27 protein-coding genes are annotated in these 17,674 nt (G+C 66.7%); 1 reads left to right on the top strand and 26 read right to left on the bottom strand.

The genetic code is table 11. The features are described 5' to 3' along the window. Positions 1-55: 55 nt before the first annotated feature. The 3 genes from glmM to rplM form a co-directional block, all read right to left on the bottom strand. Positions 56-1,414, bottom strand: a complete 1,359-nt coding sequence (gene glmM, locus OG788_RS27175; RefSeq protein WP_351537885.1) for a phosphoglucosamine mutase — start codon at positions 1,412-1,414, stop codon at positions 56-58. Between the two features lie 195 nt (positions 1,415-1,609). Beyond that, positions 1,610-2,131 (bottom strand): 30S ribosomal protein S9, encoded by a 522-nt coding sequence (gene rpsI / locus OG788_RS27170; protein WP_037626952.1) that lies wholly within the window; start codon positions 2,129-2,131, stop codon positions 1,610-1,612. Between the two features lie 42 nt (positions 2,132-2,173). After that, on the bottom strand, positions 2,174-2,617 hold the full coding sequence (gene rplM, locus OG788_RS27165) for a 50S ribosomal protein L13 (RefSeq protein ID WP_168529673.1): 444 nt from the start codon (positions 2,615-2,617) through the stop codon (positions 2,174-2,176). 813 nt (positions 2,618-3,430) lie between these two features. Between rplM and OG788_RS27160 the strand changes: the two genes are divergently transcribed. Beyond that, positions 3,431-4,318 (top strand): hypothetical protein, encoded by an 888-nt coding sequence (locus OG788_RS27160; protein ID WP_406374034.1) that lies wholly within the window; start codon positions 3,431-3,433, stop codon positions 4,316-4,318. 181 nt (positions 4,319-4,499) lie between these two features. Here the strand turns inward: OG788_RS27160 and truA are convergent, their stop codons facing one another. The 23 genes from truA to rplP form a co-directional block, all read right to left on the bottom strand. Beyond that, entirely contained in the window at positions 4,500-5,366 is an 867-nt protein-coding gene (gene truA / locus OG788_RS27155; RefSeq protein WP_356755686.1) for a tRNA pseudouridine(38-40) synthase TruA, read from the bottom strand. A gap of 92 nt (positions 5,367-5,458) precedes the next feature. Further along, positions 5,459-5,956 carry a 50S ribosomal protein L17 gene (rplQ, locus tag OG788_RS27150; protein ID WP_356755684.1) on the bottom strand — a complete coding sequence of 166 codons (498 nt, stop codon included), beginning with the start codon at positions 5,954-5,956 and terminating at the stop codon, positions 5,459-5,461. Between the two features lie 125 nt (positions 5,957-6,081). Continuing rightward, complete coding sequence (locus OG788_RS27145; protein ID WP_053661878.1) at positions 6,082-7,104, bottom strand: DNA-directed RNA polymerase subunit alpha; 1,023 nt, start codon at positions 7,102-7,104, stop codon at positions 6,082-6,084. Positions 7,105-7,282: 178 nt separating this feature from the next. Continuing rightward, complete coding sequence (gene rpsK, locus OG788_RS27140; protein ID WP_003956432.1) at positions 7,283-7,687, bottom strand: 30S ribosomal protein S11; 405 nt, start codon at positions 7,685-7,687, stop codon at positions 7,283-7,285. A 69-nt stretch (positions 7,688-7,756) separates the two neighbouring features. Further along, a complete protein-coding gene (rpsM, locus tag OG788_RS27135; protein ID WP_081218901.1) occupies positions 7,757-8,137 on the bottom strand; it encodes a 30S ribosomal protein S13 in 381 nt (126 codons plus the stop codon). A gap of 218 nt (positions 8,138-8,355) precedes the next feature. Then, entirely contained in the window at positions 8,356-8,469 is a 114-nt protein-coding gene (gene rpmJ / locus OG788_RS27130) for a 50S ribosomal protein L36 (RefSeq protein WP_003998809.1), read from the bottom strand. A gap of 68 nt (positions 8,470-8,537) precedes the next feature. Beyond that, entirely contained in the window at positions 8,538-8,759 is a 222-nt protein-coding gene (gene infA, locus OG788_RS27125) for a translation initiation factor IF-1 (protein ID WP_003948620.1), read from the bottom strand. Between the two features lie 346 nt (positions 8,760-9,105). After that, a complete protein-coding gene (gene map / locus OG788_RS27120) occupies positions 9,106-9,945 on the bottom strand; it encodes a type I methionyl aminopeptidase (protein ID WP_406374031.1) in 840 nt (279 codons plus the stop codon). A 195-nt stretch (positions 9,946-10,140) separates the two neighbouring features. Then, entirely contained in the window at positions 10,141-10,797 is a 657-nt protein-coding gene (locus OG788_RS27115; RefSeq protein WP_326786057.1) for an adenylate kinase, read from the bottom strand. Beyond that, positions 10,797-12,110 carry a preprotein translocase subunit SecY gene (gene secY / locus OG788_RS27110; protein ID WP_356755680.1) on the bottom strand — a complete coding sequence of 438 codons (1,314 nt, stop codon included), beginning with the start codon at positions 12,108-12,110 and terminating at the stop codon, positions 10,797-10,799. Before secY ends, OG788_RS27115 begins: the two co-directional genes overlap by 1 nt. A gap of 245 nt (positions 12,111-12,355) precedes the next feature. After that, complete coding sequence (rplO, locus tag OG788_RS27105) at positions 12,356-12,811, bottom strand: 50S ribosomal protein L15 (RefSeq protein WP_189190330.1); 456 nt, start codon at positions 12,809-12,811, stop codon at positions 12,356-12,358. Between the two features lie 2 nt (positions 12,812-12,813). Next, positions 12,814-12,996, bottom strand: coding sequence for a 50S ribosomal protein L30 (rpmD, locus tag OG788_RS27100; protein WP_055553514.1), 183 nt, complete (start codon positions 12,994-12,996; stop codon positions 12,814-12,816). Further along, positions 12,996-13,601: a 30S ribosomal protein S5 gene (gene rpsE, locus OG788_RS27095; protein WP_037694140.1), complete on the bottom strand. Its 606-nt coding sequence runs from the start codon at positions 13,599-13,601 to the stop codon at positions 12,996-12,998. Before rpsE ends, rpmD begins: the two co-directional genes overlap by 1 nt. Before the next feature lie 41 nt (positions 13,602-13,642). Beyond that, the gene (gene rplR / locus OG788_RS27090) at positions 13,643-14,026 is read right to left on the bottom strand and encodes a 50S ribosomal protein L18 (RefSeq protein ID WP_010986354.1); all 384 of its coding nucleotides are present in this window, start codon (positions 14,024-14,026) and stop codon (positions 13,643-13,645) included. Positions 14,027-14,029: 3 nt separating this feature from the next. Then, positions 14,030-14,569, bottom strand: a complete 540-nt coding sequence (gene rplF / locus OG788_RS27085) for a 50S ribosomal protein L6 (RefSeq protein WP_266761757.1) — start codon at positions 14,567-14,569, stop codon at positions 14,030-14,032. Positions 14,570-14,593: 24 nt separating this feature from the next. Beyond that, positions 14,594-14,992 (bottom strand): 30S ribosomal protein S8, encoded by a 399-nt coding sequence (rpsH, locus tag OG788_RS27080; protein WP_010986352.1) that lies wholly within the window; start codon positions 14,990-14,992, stop codon positions 14,594-14,596. A gap of 210 nt (positions 14,993-15,202) precedes the next feature. Then, complete coding sequence (locus tag OG788_RS27075) at positions 15,203-15,388, bottom strand: type Z 30S ribosomal protein S14 (protein WP_003948630.1); 186 nt, start codon at positions 15,386-15,388, stop codon at positions 15,203-15,205. A gap of 5 nt (positions 15,389-15,393) precedes the next feature. Next, a complete protein-coding gene (gene rplE / locus OG788_RS27070; protein WP_153289112.1) occupies positions 15,394-15,951 on the bottom strand; it encodes a 50S ribosomal protein L5 in 558 nt (185 codons plus the stop codon). Next, positions 15,951-16,274, bottom strand: a complete 324-nt coding sequence (rplX, locus tag OG788_RS27065; RefSeq protein ID WP_007494760.1) for a 50S ribosomal protein L24 — start codon at positions 16,272-16,274, stop codon at positions 15,951-15,953. The genes rplE and rplX overlap by 1 nt, the downstream gene beginning before the upstream one ends. Positions 16,275-16,276: 2 nt before the next feature. Then, the gene (gene rplN, locus OG788_RS27060; protein ID WP_003998823.1) at positions 16,277-16,645 is read right to left on the bottom strand and encodes a 50S ribosomal protein L14; all 369 of its coding nucleotides are present in this window, start codon (positions 16,643-16,645) and stop codon (positions 16,277-16,279) included. Positions 16,646-16,745: 100 nt separating this feature from the next. After that, entirely contained in the window at positions 16,746-17,030 is a 285-nt protein-coding gene (rpsQ, locus tag OG788_RS27055; RefSeq protein WP_266761752.1) for a 30S ribosomal protein S17, read from the bottom strand. Further along, the gene (gene rpmC, locus OG788_RS27050) at positions 17,030-17,254 is read right to left on the bottom strand and encodes a 50S ribosomal protein L29 (protein ID WP_003998824.1); all 225 of its coding nucleotides are present in this window, start codon (positions 17,252-17,254) and stop codon (positions 17,030-17,032) included. Before rpmC ends, rpsQ begins: the two co-directional genes overlap by 1 nt. Continuing rightward, positions 17,254-17,673, bottom strand: coding sequence for a 50S ribosomal protein L16 (gene rplP, locus OG788_RS27045; RefSeq protein ID WP_099500627.1), 420 nt, complete (start codon positions 17,671-17,673; stop codon positions 17,254-17,256). The genes rpmC and rplP overlap by 1 nt, the downstream gene beginning before the upstream one ends. Position 17,674: the final 1 nt, after the last annotated feature.

Raw genomic sequence — 17,674 nt, 5'->3', positions numbered from 1 at the left:
GCCGTGAGGCCCGGCACCCCAGGGGTGCCGGGCCTCACGGATTCAGGCGGAGAGACTAGCCGAGCGCCGACTTCACGGCGTCGGCCAGCCGCGCGGCCACCGACCGGGCGTGGTCGATGTCGGCGGCCTCGACCATCACGCGGACGAGCGGCTCGGTGCCGGAGGGGCGCAGCAGCACCCGTCCGGTGGTGCCGAGTTCACGCTCGGCGTCGGCCACCGCGGTGGCCAGTTCGGCGGAGGTCTTCACTCGCGACCGGTCGACGTCGGGCACGTTGATGAGGACCTGCGGCAGCCGCTCCATGACCGAGGCGAGGTCCCGGAGCGTACGGCCGCTCTGGGCGACGCGGGCGGCGAGGAGCAGGCCGGTCAGCGTGCCGTCGCCGGTGGTGGCGTGGTCGAGGATGATGACGTGTCCGGACTGCTCGCCGCCGAGGGCGTAGCCGTGCCGCTTCATCTCCTCCAGGACGTAGCGGTCGCCGACCGCCGTCTGGACGAGGGCGAGGCCCTCGCGCTCCATGGCGAGCTTGAAGCCCAGGTTGGACATGACCGTCGCGACAACGGTGCCGGAGCGCAGTGCGGAACGCTCTCGCATCGCCAGCGCGAGGACGGCCAGGATCTGGTCGCCGTCGATCTCGTCGCCCGTGTGGTCCACCGCGAGGCAGCGGTCGGCGTCGCCGTCGTGCGCGATGCCGAGGTCGGCGCCGTGCTCGACGACGGCGGCCTTGAGGAGCTCCAGGTGGGTGGAGCCGCAGCCGTCGTTGATGTTGAGCCCGTCGGGCGCCGCGCCGATCGTGATGATCTCGGCGCCGGCCCGCGTGAAGGCCTCGGGCGAGACACGGGCGGCCGCGCCGTGCGCCTCGTCGAGGACGACCTTCAGACCGTCGAGGCGGTTCGGGAGGACCCCGATGAGGTGGGCGACGTACTGGTCGAAGCCCTGGTCGTAGGAGTTCACCCGGCCGACGCCGGCGCCGGTCGGACGTTCCCAGGGAGCGCCGGTGCGGTGCTCCTCGTAGACGCCCTCGATCCGGTCCTCCAGCTCGTCGGCGAGCTTGTGCCCGCCGCGGGCGAAGAACTTGATGCCGTTGTCCGGCATGGCGTTGTGGCTGGCCGAGAGCATCACACCGAGGTCGGCGCCCAGCACTCCGGTGAGGTGGGCCACCGCCGGGGTGGGCAGCACACCGACGCGCAGGACGTCCACGCCGGCACTGGCGAGGCCGGCGACCACGGCGGCCTCCAGGAACTCCCCGGACGCGCGCGGATCCCGCCCGACCACGGCCACGGGCCGGTGGCCTTCGAACGTGCCCGCCTCGGCGAGTACGTGTGCCGCTGCCACGGAGAGCCCGAGCGCGAGCTCGGCCGTCAGATCCGCGTTGGCGACACCGCGCACGCCGTCCGTGCCGAAGAGTCGTCCCACTTGTCCTCCTGAGAAAGCTTCAGAGTACGGAAGTCCCCCGAGAATACGGAGGTCATCCGATCACATGAGCCTTTGAGCACCTTGTGCCGTTATACGCCCAACCACTGTGATAAACGAACGCCCCGGCGGCACTGTGGCGTGCCGCCGGGGCGTTCGGAGCTACGCGTACTGACGCGCAGAAGCAAGCAGCGAAGATTAACGCTTGCTGTACTGCGGAGCCTTACGGGCCTTCTTGAGACCGGCCTTCTTGCGCTCGACCGCACGGTCGTCGCGCTTGAGGAAGCCGGCCTTCTTGAGGGCGCCGCGGTTGTTGTCCACGTCGGCCTCGTTCAGCGCACGGGCGACGCCGAGGCGCAGGGCACCGGCCTGACCCGAGACGCCGCCACCCGAGATGCGGGCGATGACGTCGTAGCGGTTGTCGAGCTCGAGCACCTTGAAGGGCTCGTTGACTTCCTGCTGGTGCACCTTGTTGGGGAAGTAGTCCTCAAGGGTGCGACCGTTGATCTTCCACTTGCCGGTGCCCGGGACGATCCGGACGCGGGCGATGGCGTTCTTGCGACGGCCCAGGCCGGCGGCCGGCTGCGGGTCGCCGAAGCGGCCGGCGAGGGACTCCGAGGTGTACTCGCCCTCGACGGGGACCTCGGACTCGGTGGTGTAGTTCTCGATGTCGACGAGCTCAGTCTCTTCGACCGGCTGCTCAACGGTGGTCTCGGCCACGATTCTCCTCAGATTCTTTTTCGTCTTAGGGGGTGGCCGGAACTACTGCGCGACCTGGGTGATCTCGAACGGGACCGGCTGCTGCGCAGCGTGCGGGTGGTTCTCGCCCGCGTAGACCTTCAGCTTCGAGAGCACCTGACGGCCCAGGGTGTTCTTGGGAACCATGCCCTTGATGGCCTTCTCGACAGCCTTCTCGGGGTTCTTCGCCAGCAGCTCGTCGTAACGGACGGAGCGCAGACCACCCGGGTAACCGGAGTGGCGGTACGCCAGCTTCTGGGTCTTCTTGTTGCCGGAGAGGTGCACCTTGTCGGCGTTGATGATGATGACGAAGTCACCAGCGTCGACGTGGGGCGCGTAGATCGGCTTGTGCTTGCCGCGCAGAATGTTCGCAGCAGTGGTCGCCAGACGGCCCAGGACGACATCCTGGGCGTCGATGACGTACCACTGGCGAGTGATGTCGCCGGGCTTGGGGCTGTACGTACGCACGGTCGTAGCCTTCGCTTCTTCAGTGAGTGGGTCCTGACATGGCCACCACGGACGATCACGACAGCCCTGACCGCACTGCGGTGACGCATACCGCGTGCTGGTCGCTGGTCATCAGCCCCGGTGGACCGGTGTAAGGGCCCCTCACGTGAGAATGAGCAAGCCAATACACATAACGAACTGCAAGCTTACCCGCGGTGCCCCGCAAGGGTCAAAACGCGAGTGCTCACACCCTCGCCGCCCGTCGTCCCTGTCGCGGAGCGACAAAGTGGTCGGGGCCGACGAGCGGCAGATGACGGGGGTGCCGAAGCGCCACCGATGCAGTCAATACAGACAGGGTAAAGCAGTCCCGGAGGGAACGTCGGCTCACCGGCGCCAGCCAGGGCCGGTCGGCGCCGGGCACCCGCGGCACCGGAGCCGGCCGGGACCAGGGCCCGCGGGGCCGCCGAACCGGGGTACGGCGGCGTCCGTGTGACGAACCCCGCAGGATCCGGCATCAGCAGCACCGCCCCGCCGGACGCCACGGCCGGCAGCAGAGCGAGCCGCCGTCCGGCCGGGTGCGAGCCACCGTCCGGCCAGGTGCGCGCGGCCCGGACGACGATCGCGTTGTCGGTCCCGCCTCCGAGGTGCCGCGCGCGACCCCTGTGACATGCGCGCACAGCACCGCACAGGACGCCTCCCACACGCGCCAGGAGGCCCGACGTACCAACCACCCGGAGATGTCACTTTTGCCCCTGCGCCTTCAGATCACGCTAGGGGCTCAAGTGACCGGCGGAGCGGAACGGCACCCCCCAACGCCCGTCTAAGATGCGGCGCATGAGTTATGGGCAGGGTGGGCAGGGGCAGCCCCCGTGGGATCCCTGGAAGCCGGGTTCTCAGCAGGAGCCCCAGTGGGGCAGTCAGCGATCCAGCGGGAATCCCGACTGGGCCGCACTGGCGGAGGCTTCCGAAACGCGCAACAAGCGCCGCAAGGTGCTGTTCATCGTGGGCGGAGCACTGGCCACCGTCGCGGTCGGCGCGGCCGTCGCCATGGCCGTCGTCAACGCTAACGGGAACAACCAGGCCTCGAACCAGCCGTCCAATCTGCCCGCCACCGCGGACATCCCGAGCTCCACGGCGCCGGCACCGTCCTTCGAGCCGACCTCGGCTCCGCCGCCGCTGGATCCGAAGCAGTTCATAGCCAGCGCGCAGAAGGACACGGCACCGCTGAGTCCGGACATCCTCTTCCCCGGGACGCAGCTCACCATGGGCGACCGCGTCTACCGCAAGGGGCCGACGGCCGACACGAAGAACTGCGCCTCGGCCGCGAAGGGCACCCTCCCGGCGGTCCTGAAGAAGGACGGCTGCACCCGCTTCCTCCGGGTCACCTACTCCAAGGACGGCGTGGCGGTGACGGTCGGCGTCGCGGTGTTCGACACCGAGGCCAAGGCGTCCAAGGCCAAGGCCGACGCGGACAAGCGCAGCATCATCGCGTCACTCGCCGGCAACGGCCTCAAGTCGTTCTGCGACTCGGCCGTCTGCCGTTCGACGACCAACTCCTACGGGCGTTACGCCTACTTCACCCTCGCCGGCTTCACCGGCGGCAAGGACGTGACGACGAAGGACACCCAGGTGTTCACGACCGGCGACGACCTCGCCGAGTTCGCGTTCCGCCAGATCCGCCGCCGGGGCGAGGCCCAGGCGTCGGCCGCGGCCAACCAGTAGCGGCACCGGGCGGCGGCCCGGAACACCGGCCGCCGCCCCGCACAGCCCGCGCCCCGCACCGCCCGCGCCCCGGACGCGCACGATCCTCAGCGCGTCCCGGACGCGCACCATCCTCCGCGTACCGGCAAGCCGCTGCCGGAGCACGACAGTTGCAGCAGCACCCCGGCCGCGGGGACCGCCGCTAGCAGGTCTCGCATCCGGCCGCACCCGGCAACGTCCGCCGGTTCCGCGCCTCCTTGTTCCGCGCGGCGAGCAACTCGTCCGCGGGGTAACCGACTTCCTCGAGCGTCAGGCCGTGCGGCCGTACGACATGGACGGCCGAATCCCGTACGCCGGCGGCGAGCACCTTCCCCGGCCAGTCGGGGCCGCGGTGCCCGTCCCCCACGAACAGCAGGGCCCCGATCAGCGACCGCACCATGTTGTGGCAGAAGGCGTCGGCCCGCACGGTGGCGGTGATGACGCCGTCCTCACCCCGCACGAGGCTCAGTTGCTGGAGCGTGCGGATGGTCGTCGCGCCCTCGCGCTTCTTGCAGTACGCGGCGAAGTCGTGCTCCCCCAGCAGCCGTTCGGCCGCCTGGTTCATGGCGTCGACGTCCAACGGCCAGTCGTGCCACAGGACATGACTGCGCAGCAGCGGGTCGACGCCGCCCGGTTCGTCGGTGACGCGATAGGCGTAGCGCCGCCAGATCGCCGAGAACCGCGCGTTGAACCCGGCCGGCGCCTCGGTGAGGGACCACACCCGCACGTCCTTCGCGAGGCGCCCGGCGAGCCGCTTCAGCAGCTTCTCCCGATGCTCCTCCCACAGCTCCTCGGGGAGGTCGACGTGTGCCACCTGCCCGCGCGCGTGCACCCCGGCGTCGGTCCGCCCGGCCACGGTCAGCTCGTACGTCGTGTCCTTCGTCCGCGTCACCGTCCGGAGCGCGTCCTCGATCTCCCCCTGAACGGTCCTGCGCCCCCCGGCCTGCTTGGCCCACCCGGAGAACTCGCTCCCGTCGTACGACAGGTCCAACCGCACCCGTACGAACCCGGGCTCCGCTTCGTCACTCACACCTAGATCCTCTCAAGCCCGGGTTCCTCCCCGGCAACGCGAAAGCGGGCCCGCCCCCGAAGGGACGGACCCGCTCACAGCGAGGCAGTGCCTCAGGCGTCCTTCGACTCCTCGGCGGGAGCCTCGACGGCGTCCTCGACCTTGGTGTCCTCGACCTTGGCCGGAGCCTCGGTCTCCTTGGCGGCACGCTTCGTGGCAGCCTCGGCCTCACCGGTGGCCTGCTGGGCCACGGTCAGGGCCTCCACCAGCTCGATGACAGCCATGGGCGCGTTGTCGCCACGGCGGTTACCGATCTTGGTGATACGGGTGTAGCCACCCGGGCGGTTCTCGTAGCGCGGGCCGATCTCGGTGAAGAGCGTGTGCACGATGCTCTTGTCCGTGATCACCGAGAGCACCTGACGGCGGTTGTGAAGGTCACCCTTCTTCGCCTTGGTGACCAGACGCTCCGCGTAGGGACGCAGGCGACGGGCCTTGGCCTCGGTGGTGGTGATGCGGCCGTGCTCGAAGAGCGACTTCGCGAGGTTCGCGAGGAGCAGCTTCTCGTGCGCGGCGCTGCCGCCCAGACGGGCACCCTTGGCGGGCTTCGGCATGGTTTCTCCTAGGTGTCTGCCCCGGCCGTATCAGGTACCGAGGTCAGTGTCCGAGCGGGCGATTGCCCGTCGAAGATCCGGGGTCCCGAAGGACCCCGGAGGACGGAAGGCGTCCCAGTACTGGCTCAGTACTGCTCGGTCTCCACGAAACCCGCGTCCGCGTCGTCGTCGGCGCCGAAGGCGTCGGCGGCGGCGGTCGGGTCGAATCCGGGCGGGCTGTCCTTGAGGGCCAGGCCCATGCCGGCCAGCTTCGCCTTGACCTCGTCGATGGACTTCGCACCGAAGTTGCGGATGTCCAGGAGGTCGGCCTCGGAGCGGGCGACGAGCTCACCCACGGAGTGGATGCCCTCACGCTTGAGGCAGTTGTACGAGCGGACCGTGAGCTCCAGCTCCTCGATCGGCAGCGCGAGATCAGCGGCGAGGGCGGCGTCCGTGGGGGACGGGCCCATGTCGATGCCCTCGGCGTCGATGTTGAGCTCGCGGGCCAGACCGAACAGCTCGACCAGGGTCTTACCGGCCGACGCCATGGCGTCACGGGGACGCATGGCCTGCTTGGTCTCGACGTCGACGATCAGCTTGTCGAAGTCGGTGCGCTGCTCGACACGGGTCGCCTCGACCTTGTACGTGACCTTCAGCACCGGCGAGTAGATCGAGTCGACCGGGATGCGCCCGATCTCCTGACCGACCTGCTTGTTCTGGACGGCGGAGACGTAGCCGCGACCGCGCTCGACGGTCAGCTCCATCTCCAGCTTGCCCTTGCCGTTGAGCGTGGCGAGGACGAGGTCGGGGTTGTGGACCTCGACACCGGCCGGGGGCGCGATGTCGGCGGCGGTGACCAGACCCGGGCCCTGCTTGCGCAGGTACATCACGACCGGCTCGTCGTGCTCCGAGGAGACGACCAGCTGCTTGATGTTGAGGATCAGGTCGGTGACGTCCTCCTTGACGCCCGGCACGGTGGTGAACTCGTGCAGGACACCGTCGACGCGGATGCTGGTGACAGCAGCGCCGGGGATCGACGAGAGGAGGGTGCGGCGCAGGGAGTTGCCGAGGGTGTAGCCGAAGCCCGGCTCCAGCGGCTCGATCACGAACCGGGAGCGGAATTCGTCGACGACCTCTTCGGTCAACGAGGGACGCTGAGCGATCAGCATGTGTGGATCAATCCTTTTTTTCGTGGACGCCCGCTATTTGACGCCCGACGGAACCGCGCCTCGCGAGAGGCCGGGTACAGCAAGGGTACGGGCGATACGGCCCTTTTACGGAGCCGTACCGCCCGGAATCCTCAAACCGACACAAGGCCGTCGAGGACGACGACCGAGCGGCCGTGCGTCAGACGCGGCGGCGCTTCGGCGGACGGCAGCCGTTGTGCGGGGTGGGGGTGACGTCCTGGATGGAGCCGACCTCGAGGCCAGTGGCCTGGAGGGAGCGGATCGCGGTCTCGCGACCGGAGCCCGGGCCCTTCACGAAGACATCGACCTTGCGCATGCCGTGCTCCTGCGCGCGACGGGCGGCCGACTCGGCGGCCATCTGCGCGGCGAAGGGGGTGGACTTGCGCGAGCCCTTGAAGCCGACGTGGCCGGCGGAGGCCCAGGAGATCACGTTGCCCGAGGGGTCCGTGATCGAGACGATCGTGTTGTTGAACGTGCTCTTGATGTGAGCGTGCCCGTGAGCGACGTTCTTCTTTTCCTTGCGGCGCACCTTCTTGGCAGCGCCCTGACGACCCTTGGGGGGCATCTATTTCTCCTACGGGGAGGTGGTCGGTCCTACAGCGAAGACCGCTGATGAAGCGTTGTCCGCTGAGGACTACTTCTTGCCCGGCTTCTTCTTACCGGCGATGGCGCGACGCGGGCCCTTGCGGGTACGAGCGTTCGTGCTGGTGCGCTGACCGTGCACGGGCAGGCCACGACGGTGGCGGATGCCCTGGTAGCAGCCGATCTCGATCTTGCGGCGAATGTCGCCCTGGATCTCGCGACGGAGGTCACCCTCGGTCTTGATGTTGGCGTCCACGTACTCGCGGATCTTGACCAGCTCCTCCTCGGAGAGGTCACGAACGCGCGTGTTGGGGTTCACGCCAGTCTCGGCCAGCGTCAGCTGGGAAAGCGTCCGGCCGATGCCGAACACGTAGGTGAGGGCGACCTCCACACGCTTTTCGCGCGGGATGTCAACACCGGAAACGCGTGCCATTCAATGGCTCCAGTTGTCGTTCGGAGGTCTTCCGCAGAACCGGATCCCGCCCGCCGTCGTCCTCTGATCCAAGGGATCGAGCATTCGGTACGAACCGGGTCCCCGGCCTCCGACCGGGGGTGTCAGGCCTGATGAGACTCAGCCCTGGATCCTGCGTATGAACATGTACTGCTTGCGTCGCGCGAAGTATCTGCGGGTGCAGAAGGTGCGGTCGTGCGTCAGCCCTGGCGCTGCTTGTGGCGCGGGTTTTCGCAGATGACCATGACCCGACCGTGACGGCGGATCACCCTGCACTTGTCGCAGATCTTCTTGACGCTCGGCTTGACCTTCATTAGGTGAGGTTCTCCGGGTCAGTGCCACCCCCCGTGTCCCGGGACCGGGACACGGAGCAAGGCAAGATCTACTTGTAGCGGTAGACGATCCGGCCGCGCGTCAGGTCGTACGGAGACAACTCCACCACGACCCGGTCGTCAGGGAGGATGCGGATGTAGTGCATGCGCATCTTGCCGCTGATGTGCGCCAGGACCTGGTGGCCGTTCTGGAGCTCCACCTTGAACATCGCGTTCGGAAGAGACTCAACGACAGTGCCCTCGATCTCGATGGCACCTTGCTTCTTGGCCACGCTCTGCCCTTCGAATCGACTACCTTGATCGACTTCGTGCGAGCGCATGCAGACATGCGGGTGCACGAGAGCCGACGAGTCAGTCTACGTCAGGGCTCCCGGAAAGACGAATTCGTCTCTGGCCACCTCCGCCATTCATGACGATGCCCCACCCGTCGACGCGGTATGCGCGAGGGGCAGGGCTGACCGGTCGTACGGTCGGCGGAGTGACGGGAGGGGAAGAAGCGAGAAAAGAATTCGAACGCAAGATCGATCTTAAGAGATCTTGCGGAAGCCCTCCGCGGGTGACGCTTCGACCCGCGAGGGCATCGGGCCGCGCTCGGCCCGTCCGGACGACGTCGGTGCTTCAGCCCGCGAGGGGATCGGGCGCCGCCGTGACGCCGTGCTCGGCGAGCTTCGCCCTGCCGCAGTCGGGCGCCGTGAGAACCAGCGGCCCTTCCTCGGTCAGGGCCACGGAGTGCTCCCAGTGCGAGGACCAGGTCCCGTCCGTGGTGATCACGGTCCAGTCGTCCTCGAGCGTCTCGGTCCGCGGTGTGCCGAGCGACACCATCGGCTCGATCGCGAGGCAGAACCCGGGGACCAGCTTCGGCCCCTTCCCCCGCTTCCGCTCGACGTAGTTCAGCAGGTGCGGGTCCATGTGCATCTCGGTGCCGATGCCGTGGCCGCCGAAGTCCTCGATGATCCCGTACTTGCCGCCGCCCGGCTTCGGCTGGCGGCGGATGTAGGTCTCGATGGCCCGCGAGACGTCCACCAGCCGGTTGCCCTGCTTCATGGCCGCGATACCCGCCCACATCGACTCCTCGGTCACCCGGGAGAGCTCGATCAGCTCAGGAGCGTGGCCGGAGCCCACGAACGCGGTGTAGGCGGCGTCGCCGTGCCAGCCGTCCACGATCGCGCCGGCGTCGATGGAGATGATGTCGCCGTCCTTCAGGACGGTCTTGTCGTCCGGGATGCCGTGGACGACGACCTCGTTGGCCGAGGTGCAGATCGTCGCGGGGAAACCGCCGTACCCGAGGAAGTTCGACTTGGCGCCGTGCTCGGCGAGCACCTTGCGCGCGACCTCGTCCAGATCCCGGGTCGTCGCACCGGGTACGGCGACTTCCCGCGTGGCCGCATGAATGGCCGCGACGACCAGCCCGGCCTCACGCATCTTGGCGATCTGCTCGGGGCTCTTGATCTGCACCATGGTGGCTGCGGCCTTTCTGGACCGGAACGACGGACTACTCCAACGATACGGGGGACTGGTCCCACCCCGCCCGGGGTCCTGGACCCCTTGCCTCGCACGTCGGCCGCGGCACCCGGAGAGGGTGCCGCGGCCGATGCGACGTACTGCTTCACGCTCCCCCGCGACACGCGTGCGTCACGGGACGGACCGCAGGGACTAGGCGTCCTCGCGGGCCAGAGCCCCCATCGCGCGCGCCGTGACCTCTTCGACCTTGCCGAGCGCCGGGATCGTGACGACCAGGCTCTGGGACCGGTAATAGTCGATGATCGGCTCGGTCTGCGTGTGGTAGACCTCCAGCCGCGTACGGACGGTCTCCTCGGAGTCGTCGTCACGCTGGTACAGCTCGCCGCCGCAGACGTCACAGACGCCTTCCTGCTTCGGCGCCTTGTACGACACGTGGAAGACGTGCGCCGAGTCGTTGCGGCAGATGCGACGGCCCGCGATACGGCGGACCACCTCGTCCTCGGGGACCTCCAGGTCCAGCACCGCGTCCAGCTTCATGCCCTCGGTGCTCAGCATCTCGTCGAGCGCCTCGGCCTGCGAGACGTTGCGCGGGAAGCCGTCGAGCAGGAAGCCGTTCTCCGCGTCGGGCTGCTCCATGCGGTCCTTGGCCATGGCGATGGTGACCTCGTCCGGTACCAGTTCGCCCTTGTCCATGTAGGACTTCGCCAGCTTGCCGAGCTCCGTCTGCTGAGAGATGTTGGCGCGGAACAGGTCGCCCGTTGAGATGTGCGGGATCGCCAGATTCTTGGCGAGGAACGCGGCCTGCGTTCCCTTCCCGGCACCGGGCGGCCCGACGAGGACGATTCGCATCAGCGGAGGAACCCTTCGTAATTGCGCTGCTGAAGCTGGCTCTCGATCTGCTTCACCGTCTCGAGGCCGACACCCACGATGATGAGGATGCTGGTACCACCGAACGGGAAGTTCTGGTTTGCGTTGAAACCAACCAACGCCACTGTCGGCACGAGGGCGATCACTCCGAGATACAGCGAACCCGGCCAGGTGATCCGGTTGAGTACGTAGCTGAGGTACTCAGCGGTCGGCCGGCCAGCCCGGATGCCCGGGATGAAGCCACCATACTTCTTCATGTTGTCGGCGACTTCCTCGGGGTTGAACGAGATCGCCACGTAGAAGAACGCGAAGAAAACGATCAGAAGGAAGTACATGGTGATGTAAATCGGGTGGTCACCCTTGGTCAGGTTGTTCGTGACCCACGTCTTCCACCCGGAATCGCTCTTCGAGAACTGGGCGATCAGGCTCGGAATGTAGAGCAGCGACGAGGCGAAGATGACAGGGATCACACCTGCCTGGTTGACCTTCAGCGGAATGTAGGTCGAGGTGCCACCGTAGGAACGGCGGCCGATCATGCGCTTCGCGTACTGAACCGGAATCCGGCGCTGCGCCTGCTCGACGAAGACCACCAGGCCGACCATGCACAGACCCACGGCGATCACCGTGCCGAACTCGATCCAGCCACCGGCCAGCTTGCCCTGGATCTTGACGGTCCACAGGGCGCTCGGGAAGGTCGCGGCGATCGAGATGAACATGAGGATCGACATGCCGTTGCCGATGCCGCGGTCGGTGATGAGCTCACCGAGCCACATGACGACACAGGTACCGGCGGTCATCGTGACGACCATCGTGATCGTGGTGAAGATCGACTGGTCCGGGACGATCTGGTTGGCCACGGGGCAGCCCGAGAACAGGGCGCCGCTGCGGGCGGTGGCCACCAGGCCGGTGCCCTGCAGGATGGCGAGCGCGACCGTCAGATAACGGGTGTACTGCGTGATCTTCGCCGTACCGGCCGAGCCCTCCTTCTTGAGGGCTTCCAGTCGCGGGATCACCACGGTGAGCAGCTGGAGAATGATGCTCGCCGTGATGTAGGGCATGATGCCGAGCGCGAAGATCGTGATCTGCAGCAGCGCGCCGCCACTGAACATGTTGATCAGGCTGAACAGCCCGCGGTTCGTGTCGGCCATGTCCATGCACGACTGGACATTCTTGTAGTCCACGCCGGGGATCGGAACGTGGGTACCGACCCGGTAGACCACGATGATGCCGAGCGTGAAGAGGAGCTTCTTGCGCAGGTCGGGCGTCTTGAACGCCCGGGCGAACGCGGTGAGCACGGTGCCTCCTGCGACCCCCGCGCTACTGCGTCAGAGGGTGACGGTCTTGAGGTTCGACGGATGACTGACAGCTAACCAACAGTCAAAGCCCGTCCGGAGTTCCCTTGAGGCACGCCGGACGAAAATCAACAGTGCAGGCCACCTTACCGGCGACACTGCCCCCCTAGGAACGACCAACCGGGGATGCCCCTTTTGTGGGGCATCCCCGGTCGGGATCGCTCAGGTCATCGAGACGCCTACTGAAATCAGACGAGCTCGGTGACGGTACCGCCGGCGGCGGTGATCTTCTCCTTGGCGGAGCCGGAGACGGCGTCGACCGTCACCTGCAGCGCCACGGAGATCTCGCCCTGGCCGAGGACCTTGACGAGGCTGTTCTTGCGAACGGCACCCTTGGCGACGAGACCCTCGACGGTGACCTCGCCACCCTCCGGGTACAGCGCGCCCAGCTTGTCGAGGTTCACGACCTGGAACTCGGTCTTGAACGGGTTACGGAAGCCCTTCAGCTTCGGAAGACGCATGTGGAGGGGCATCTGGCCACCCTCGAAGCGCTCCGGAACCTGGTAGCGGGCCTTCGTGCCCTTGGTACCACGACCAGCCGTCTTACCCTTCGACGCCTCACCACGACCAACACGGGTCTTGGCGGTCTTGGCGCCCGGGGCGGGACGGAGGTTGTGGATCTTGAGCGGGTTGTTTTCCGCCATGATCAGTCGACCTCCTCGACCGTCACGAGGTGGCGGACGGTGTGAACCATTCCGCGGAACTCGGGGCGGTCCTCCTTGACGACCTGCGTGTTGATGCCCTTGAGACCAAGGGAGCGCAGGGTGTCACGGTGGTTCTGCTTGCTGCCGATGTACGACTTCGTCTGCGTGACCTTGAGGCGAGCCATTACGCACCCGCCCCGGCACGTGCACGAAGGAGAGCCGCGGGGGCGACGTCCTCGAGGGGCAGACCACGGCGAGCCGCGATCTCCTCGGGACGCTGCAGGCCCTTGAGGGCCGCCACGGTCGCGTGCACGATGTTGATCGCGTTGGACGAGCCGAGCGACTTCGACAGGATGTCGTGAACGCCGGCGCACTCGAGCACTGCACGCACCGGGCCACCGGCGATAACGCCGGTACCGGGGGAAGCAGGCTTGAGCAGGACGACGCCCGCGGCCTTCTCGCCCGTGATCGGGTGCGGGATGGTGCCCTGGATACGGGGGACCTTGAAGAAGTGCTTCTTGGCCTCTTCAACACCCTTGGCGATCGCGGCCGGCACCTCCTTGGCCTTGCCGTAACCGACACCGACGGTGCCGTCACCATCGCCCACCACGACCAGCGCGGTGAAGCTGAAGCGACGACCACCCTTCACAACCTTGGCGACGCGGTTGATCGCGACAACGCGCTCAACGTACGCGGTCTTCTCGGCAGCAGCTGCGCCGCCGTCACGGCCCTTCCGGTCCCGCCGCTCGCCGCCACCGGCACCGCCACCGCGGCGCTGGGGTCCAGCCATTGGAATTACCTCTCTCTGTTTCCGCTAGCTACGGAACCGACTCAGAACTTGAGTCCGGCTTCGCGGGCGGCGTCCGCCAGGGCGGCAATGCGCCCGGCGTACTGGTTTCCACCACGGTCGAATACGACAGCCTCGACACCGGCGGCCTTGGCGCGCTCGGCGACAAGGGCGCCGACCGACTTGGCCTGAGCCGACTTGTCGCTCTCGCCGCCGCGGATCGTCGTGTCCAGGGTCGACGCCGACGCGAGGGTGTGACCCTTAACGTCGTCGATGACCTGGGCCACGATGTGGCGGTTGGAGCGCGTCACGACCAGGCGCGGACGCTCAGCCGTACCCGAGATGTGCTTACGGATCCGGATGTGACGACGCTTGATGGCAGCACGCTTGTAAGCGTCGCCCTTAGCAATCTTGACACCGTATGCCATGGCTTACTTACCCGCCTTTCCGACCTTGCGGCGGATGACTTCGCCTTCGTACTTGACGCCCTTGGCCTTGTACGGGTCGGGCTTGCGCAGCTTGCGGATGTTGGCCGCAACCTCGCCGACCTTCTGCTTGTCGATGCCCTCGACCGAGAAACGGGTGGGGGCTTCCACCTTGAAGGTGATGCCCTCGGGGGCCTCGACGGTGATCGAGTGGCTGTAGCCGAGCGAGAACTCCAGGTTGGAGCCCTTCGCCAGGACGCGGTAACCGACACCGCTGATCTCGAGCTTCTTCACGTAACCCTCGGTCACGCCGGTGATCATGTTCGCCACCAGCGTGCGGGACAGGCCGTGGAGGGCCTTGTTCTGACGCTCGTCGTTCGGGCGGGTGACGTTCAGAACGCCGTCCTCGCCCTTAGCGATCTCGATCGGCGCCGCAATGGTGTGAGAGAGGGTGCCCTTGGGACCCTTCACCGCAACCGTACGGCCGTCGATGGTGACGTCCACGCCGGCGGGAACCGTGATGGGGAGCTTGCCAATACGCGACATAGCTGTTTCCTCCGTTCCCTTCCGTTACCAGACGTAGGCGAGAACTTCTCCGCCTACGCCCTTCTTGCCGGCCTGCTTGTCGGTGAGGAGCCCGTGCGACGTGGAGATGATCGCCACGCCGAGGCCGCCCAGCACCTTGGGCAGGTTGGTGGACTTCGCGTAAACCCGGAGACCGGGCTTGGAGATCCGCTTGATGCCCGCGATGGAGCGCTCACGGTTCGGGCCGAACTTCAGCTCGAGAACGAGGTTCTTGCCGACCTCGGCGTCCTCGACCTTCCAGCCCGTGATGAAGCCCTCCTGCTGGAGGATCTCCGCGATGTGCGACTTGATCTTGCTGTGCGGCATCCCCACGGTGTCGTGGTACGCCGAGTTCGCGTTACGCAGACGCGTAAGCATGTCCGCGATCGGATCAGTCATGGTCATGAATTGGCCTTCGGCCTCTCTCGCCGGGGTTTCCTGTATGCGCCATCCCTCTCCCCACTCATGGGCGGGACGGGTGCGGTGCGGGGACCTACGGCGTAGTAAGTCGTACGGGCGTCAGGCGCCCAACCCTCCTAGCCTAAGGCATGGAGAGGTGGGCACCTGACAGAGCCCTTTGCTTACCGAGAGTCCTGGATCCCTGAATTACAGGGACTACCAGGAGCTCTTGGTCACGCCCGGCAGCTCGCCACGGTGAGCCATCTCACGAAGGCAGACGCGGCACAGGCCGAACTTGCGGTACACGGAGTGCGGACGACCGCAGCGCTGGCAGCGCGTGTAGCCACGCACACCGAACTTGGGCTTACGAGCAGCCTTGGCAATCAGAGCCTTCTTCGCCATCTCGCTTACGCCTCCTTGAAGGGGAAGCCGAGGTGACGGAGAAGGGCGCGGCCCTCAGCGTCGTTGGTCGCCGTGGTCACCACGGTGATGTCCATACCCCGGGTGCGGTCGATCTTGTCCTGGTCGATCTCGTGGAACATGACCTGCTCCGTGAGACCGAAGGTGTAGTTGCCACGGCCGTCGAACTGCTTGGGGGACAGACCACGGAAGTCGCGGATGCGCGGAAGCGCGAGCGACAGGGTGCGGTCCAGGAACTCCCACATGCGGTCGCCACGGAGCGTGACGTGGGCGCCGATCGGCTGACCTTCACGCAGCTTGAACTGCGCGATGGACTTGCGGGCCTTGGTGATGGCCGGCTTCTGACCGGTGATGGTGGTCAGGTCACGGACGGCACCGTCCATGAGCTTCGAGTCACGGGCGGCGTCGCCGACACCCATGTTGACCACAATCTTGACGAGACCCGGGGTCTGCATGACGTTCTCGTACGAGAACTCTTCCTGCAGCTTGCCCGCGATCTCCTCGCGGTACTTCGTCTTGAGACGCGGAGTGGTGGTGGTAGCCATCAGATGTCCTCACCCGTCCGCTTGGCAACGCGGATCTTGTTGCCCTCGTCGTCGAAGCGGTAACCGACGCGCGTGACGACCTTGTTGCCGTCCTTCTCAACGACCAGCTGGACGTTGGAGACGTGGACGGGCGCCTCGGTCGTGACGATGCCACCGGCCTGCGAACCCTTGGCGGTCGGGCCGGCCTTCGTGTGCTTCTTGACCCGGTTGACACCCTCGACCAGGACGCGCTCGTCGCGCGGGTAAGCGGCAATGACCTTGCCCTGCTTGCCCTTGTCCTTACCGGTGATGACCTGAACCAGGTCGCCCTTCTTGATCTTCATGCTTACAGCACCTCCGGCGCGAGCGAGATGATCTTCATGAACTTCTTCTCGCGCAGCTCACGGCCGACAGGGCCGAAGATACGGGTGCCACGAGGGTCGCCGTCGTTCTTCAGAATGACGGCGGCGTTCTCGTCGAAGCGGATGTACGAGCCGTCCGGACGGCGGCGCTCCTTGACGGTGCGAACGATGACAGCCTTGACGACGTCACCCTTCTTCACGTTGCCGCCGGGGATCGCGTCCTTGACGGTGGCGACGATGACGTCACCGATGCCCGCGTAGCGGCGACCGGAGCCACCGAGCACACGGATGCAAAGGATTTCCTTCGCACCAGTGTTGTCGGCGACACGCAGTCGCGACTCCTGCTGGATCACGTCTATCTCCTGATTGTCTGCCGGTTCCCGGGGCGGGACCGTCTAGGACGGTCCCGCCCCGAGCCTGGCGGAACGAACCTGAGGGATACCCCTCAGGTAATTACTTGGCCTTCTCGAGGATCTCGACGATGCGCCAGCGCTTCGTCGAGGACAGCGGCCGGGTCTCCATCAGGAGGACGCGGTCGCCGACGCCGGCGGCGTTCTGCTCGTCGTGGGCCTTGAGCTTGTTCGTACGGCGGATGACCTTGCCGTACAGCGCGTGCTTCACGCGGTCCTCGACAGCGACGACGACGGTCTTGTCCATCTTGTCGCTGACGACCAGACCCTCGCGGGTCTTGCGGAAACCGCGGTCGGTCTTCTGCTCAGTCACGTTGCTCTCGCTCATCAGGCGCTCTCCACCGTCTCGATGCCCAGCTCGCGCTCACGCATCAGGGTGTAGATCCGCGCGATGTCCTTGCGGACGGCCTTGAGCCGACCGTGGTTCTCGAGCTGACCGGTCGCCGCCTGGAAACGGAGGTTGAACAGCTCTTCCTTGGCTTCGCGGAGCTTCGCGAGAAGCTCCTCGTCACCCAGTTCGCGCAGCTCGGACGCCTTGGTACCGGCCGACATCACGCTTCACCTGCCTCGCGCTTGACGATCCGGCACTTCATCGGCAGCTTGTGGGCTGCGCGAGTGAGGGCCTCACGGGCGATCTTCTCGTTGGGGTAGGACAGTTCGAACATGACCCGGCCCGGGTGCACGTTCGCGACCCACCACTCGGGGGAACCCTTACCGGAACCCATGCGGGTCTCGGCGGGCTTCTTCGTGAGCGGGCGGTCCGGGTAGATGTTGATCCAGACCTTGCCGCCACGCTTGATGTGGCGGGTCATCGCGATACGCGCGGCCTCGATCTGGCGGTTCGTCACGTACGCCGGCGTGAGGGCCTGAATGCCGTACTCGCCGAACGAAACCTGCGTACCGCCCTTGGCCTGACCACGGCGCTTCGGGTGGTGCTGCTTGCGGTGCTTGACCCTGCGGGGGATCAGCATG

This window comes from Streptomyces sp. NBC_00647 (assembly GCF_045207245.1).
In the GTDB taxonomy this organism is placed as follows: Bacteria; Actinomycetota; Actinomycetes; order Streptomycetales; family Streptomycetaceae; genus Streptomyces.
Note: the sequence above shows the minus strand (reverse complement) of the source record. Positions and strands in the feature narration are given on the sequence as shown.

What these genes read in the sequence shown, in the direction of transcription:
- OG788_RS27160 (WP_406374034.1), top strand. Translation starts at nt 3,431, where the DNA reads ATGAGTTATGGGCAGGGTGGGCAGGGGCAGCCCCCGTGGGATCCCTGG.
- rplQ (WP_356755684.1), bottom strand. Translation starts at nt 5,956, where the DNA reads ATGCCGAAGCCCGCCAAGGGTGCCCGTCTGGGCGGCAGCGCCGCGCAC.
- OG788_RS27145 (WP_053661878.1), bottom strand. Translation starts at nt 7,104, where the DNA reads ATGCTGATCGCTCAGCGTCCCTCGTTGACCGAAGAGGTCGTCGACGAA.
- rpsK (WP_003956432.1), bottom strand. Translation starts at nt 7,687, where the DNA reads ATGCCCCCCAAGGGTCGTCAGGGCGCTGCCAAGAAGGTGCGCCGCAAG.
- rpsM (WP_081218901.1), bottom strand. Translation starts at nt 8,137, where the DNA reads ATGGCACGCGTTTCCGGTGTTGACATCCCGCGCGAAAAGCGTGTGGAG.
- rpmJ (WP_003998809.1), bottom strand. Translation starts at nt 8,469, where the DNA reads ATGAAGGTCAAGCCGAGCGTCAAGAAGATCTGCGACAAGTGCAGGGTG.
- map (WP_406374031.1), bottom strand. Translation starts at nt 9,945, where the DNA reads ATGGTGCAGATCAAGAGCCCCGAGCAGATCGCCAAGATGCGTGAGGCC.
- OG788_RS27115 (WP_326786057.1), bottom strand. Translation starts at nt 10,797, where the DNA reads ATGCGAATCGTCCTCGTCGGGCCGCCCGGTGCCGGGAAGGGAACGCAG.
- rplO (WP_189190330.1), bottom strand. Translation starts at nt 12,811, where the DNA reads ATGGCGGAAAACAACCCGCTCAAGATCCACAACCTCCGTCCCGCCCCG.
- rpmD (WP_055553514.1), bottom strand. Translation starts at nt 12,996, where the DNA reads ATGGCTCGCCTCAAGGTCACGCAGACGAAGTCGTACATCGGCAGCAAG.
- rpsE (WP_037694140.1), bottom strand. Translation starts at nt 13,601, where the DNA reads ATGGCTGGACCCCAGCGCCGCGGTGGCGGTGCCGGTGGCGGCGAGCGG.
- rplR (WP_010986354.1), bottom strand. Translation starts at nt 14,026, where the DNA reads ATGGCATACGGTGTCAAGATTGCTAAGGGCGACGCTTACAAGCGTGCT.
- rplF (WP_266761757.1), bottom strand. Translation starts at nt 14,569, where the DNA reads ATGTCGCGTATTGGCAAGCTCCCCATCACGGTTCCCGCCGGCGTGGAC.
- rpsH (WP_010986352.1), bottom strand. Translation starts at nt 14,992, where the DNA reads ATGACCATGACTGATCCGATCGCGGACATGCTTACGCGTCTGCGTAAC.
- OG788_RS27075 (WP_003948630.1), bottom strand. Translation starts at nt 15,388, where the DNA reads ATGGCGAAGAAGGCTCTGATTGCCAAGGCTGCTCGTAAGCCCAAGTTC.
- rplE (WP_153289112.1), bottom strand. Translation starts at nt 15,951, where the DNA reads ATGGCTACCACCACCACTCCGCGTCTCAAGACGAAGTACCGCGAGGAG.
- rplX (WP_007494760.1), bottom strand. Translation starts at nt 16,274, where the DNA reads ATGAAGATCAAGAAGGGCGACCTGGTTCAGGTCATCACCGGTAAGGAC.
- rpsQ (WP_266761752.1), bottom strand. Translation starts at nt 17,030, where the DNA reads ATGAGCGAGAGCAACGTGACTGAGCAGAAGACCGACCGCGGTTTCCGC.
- rpmC (WP_003998824.1), bottom strand. Translation starts at nt 17,254, where the DNA reads ATGTCGGCCGGTACCAAGGCGTCCGAGCTGCGCGAACTGGGTGACGAG.
- rplP (WP_099500627.1), bottom strand. Translation starts at nt 17,673, where the DNA reads ATGCTGATCCCCCGCAGGGTCAAGCACCGCAAGCAGCACCACCCGAAG.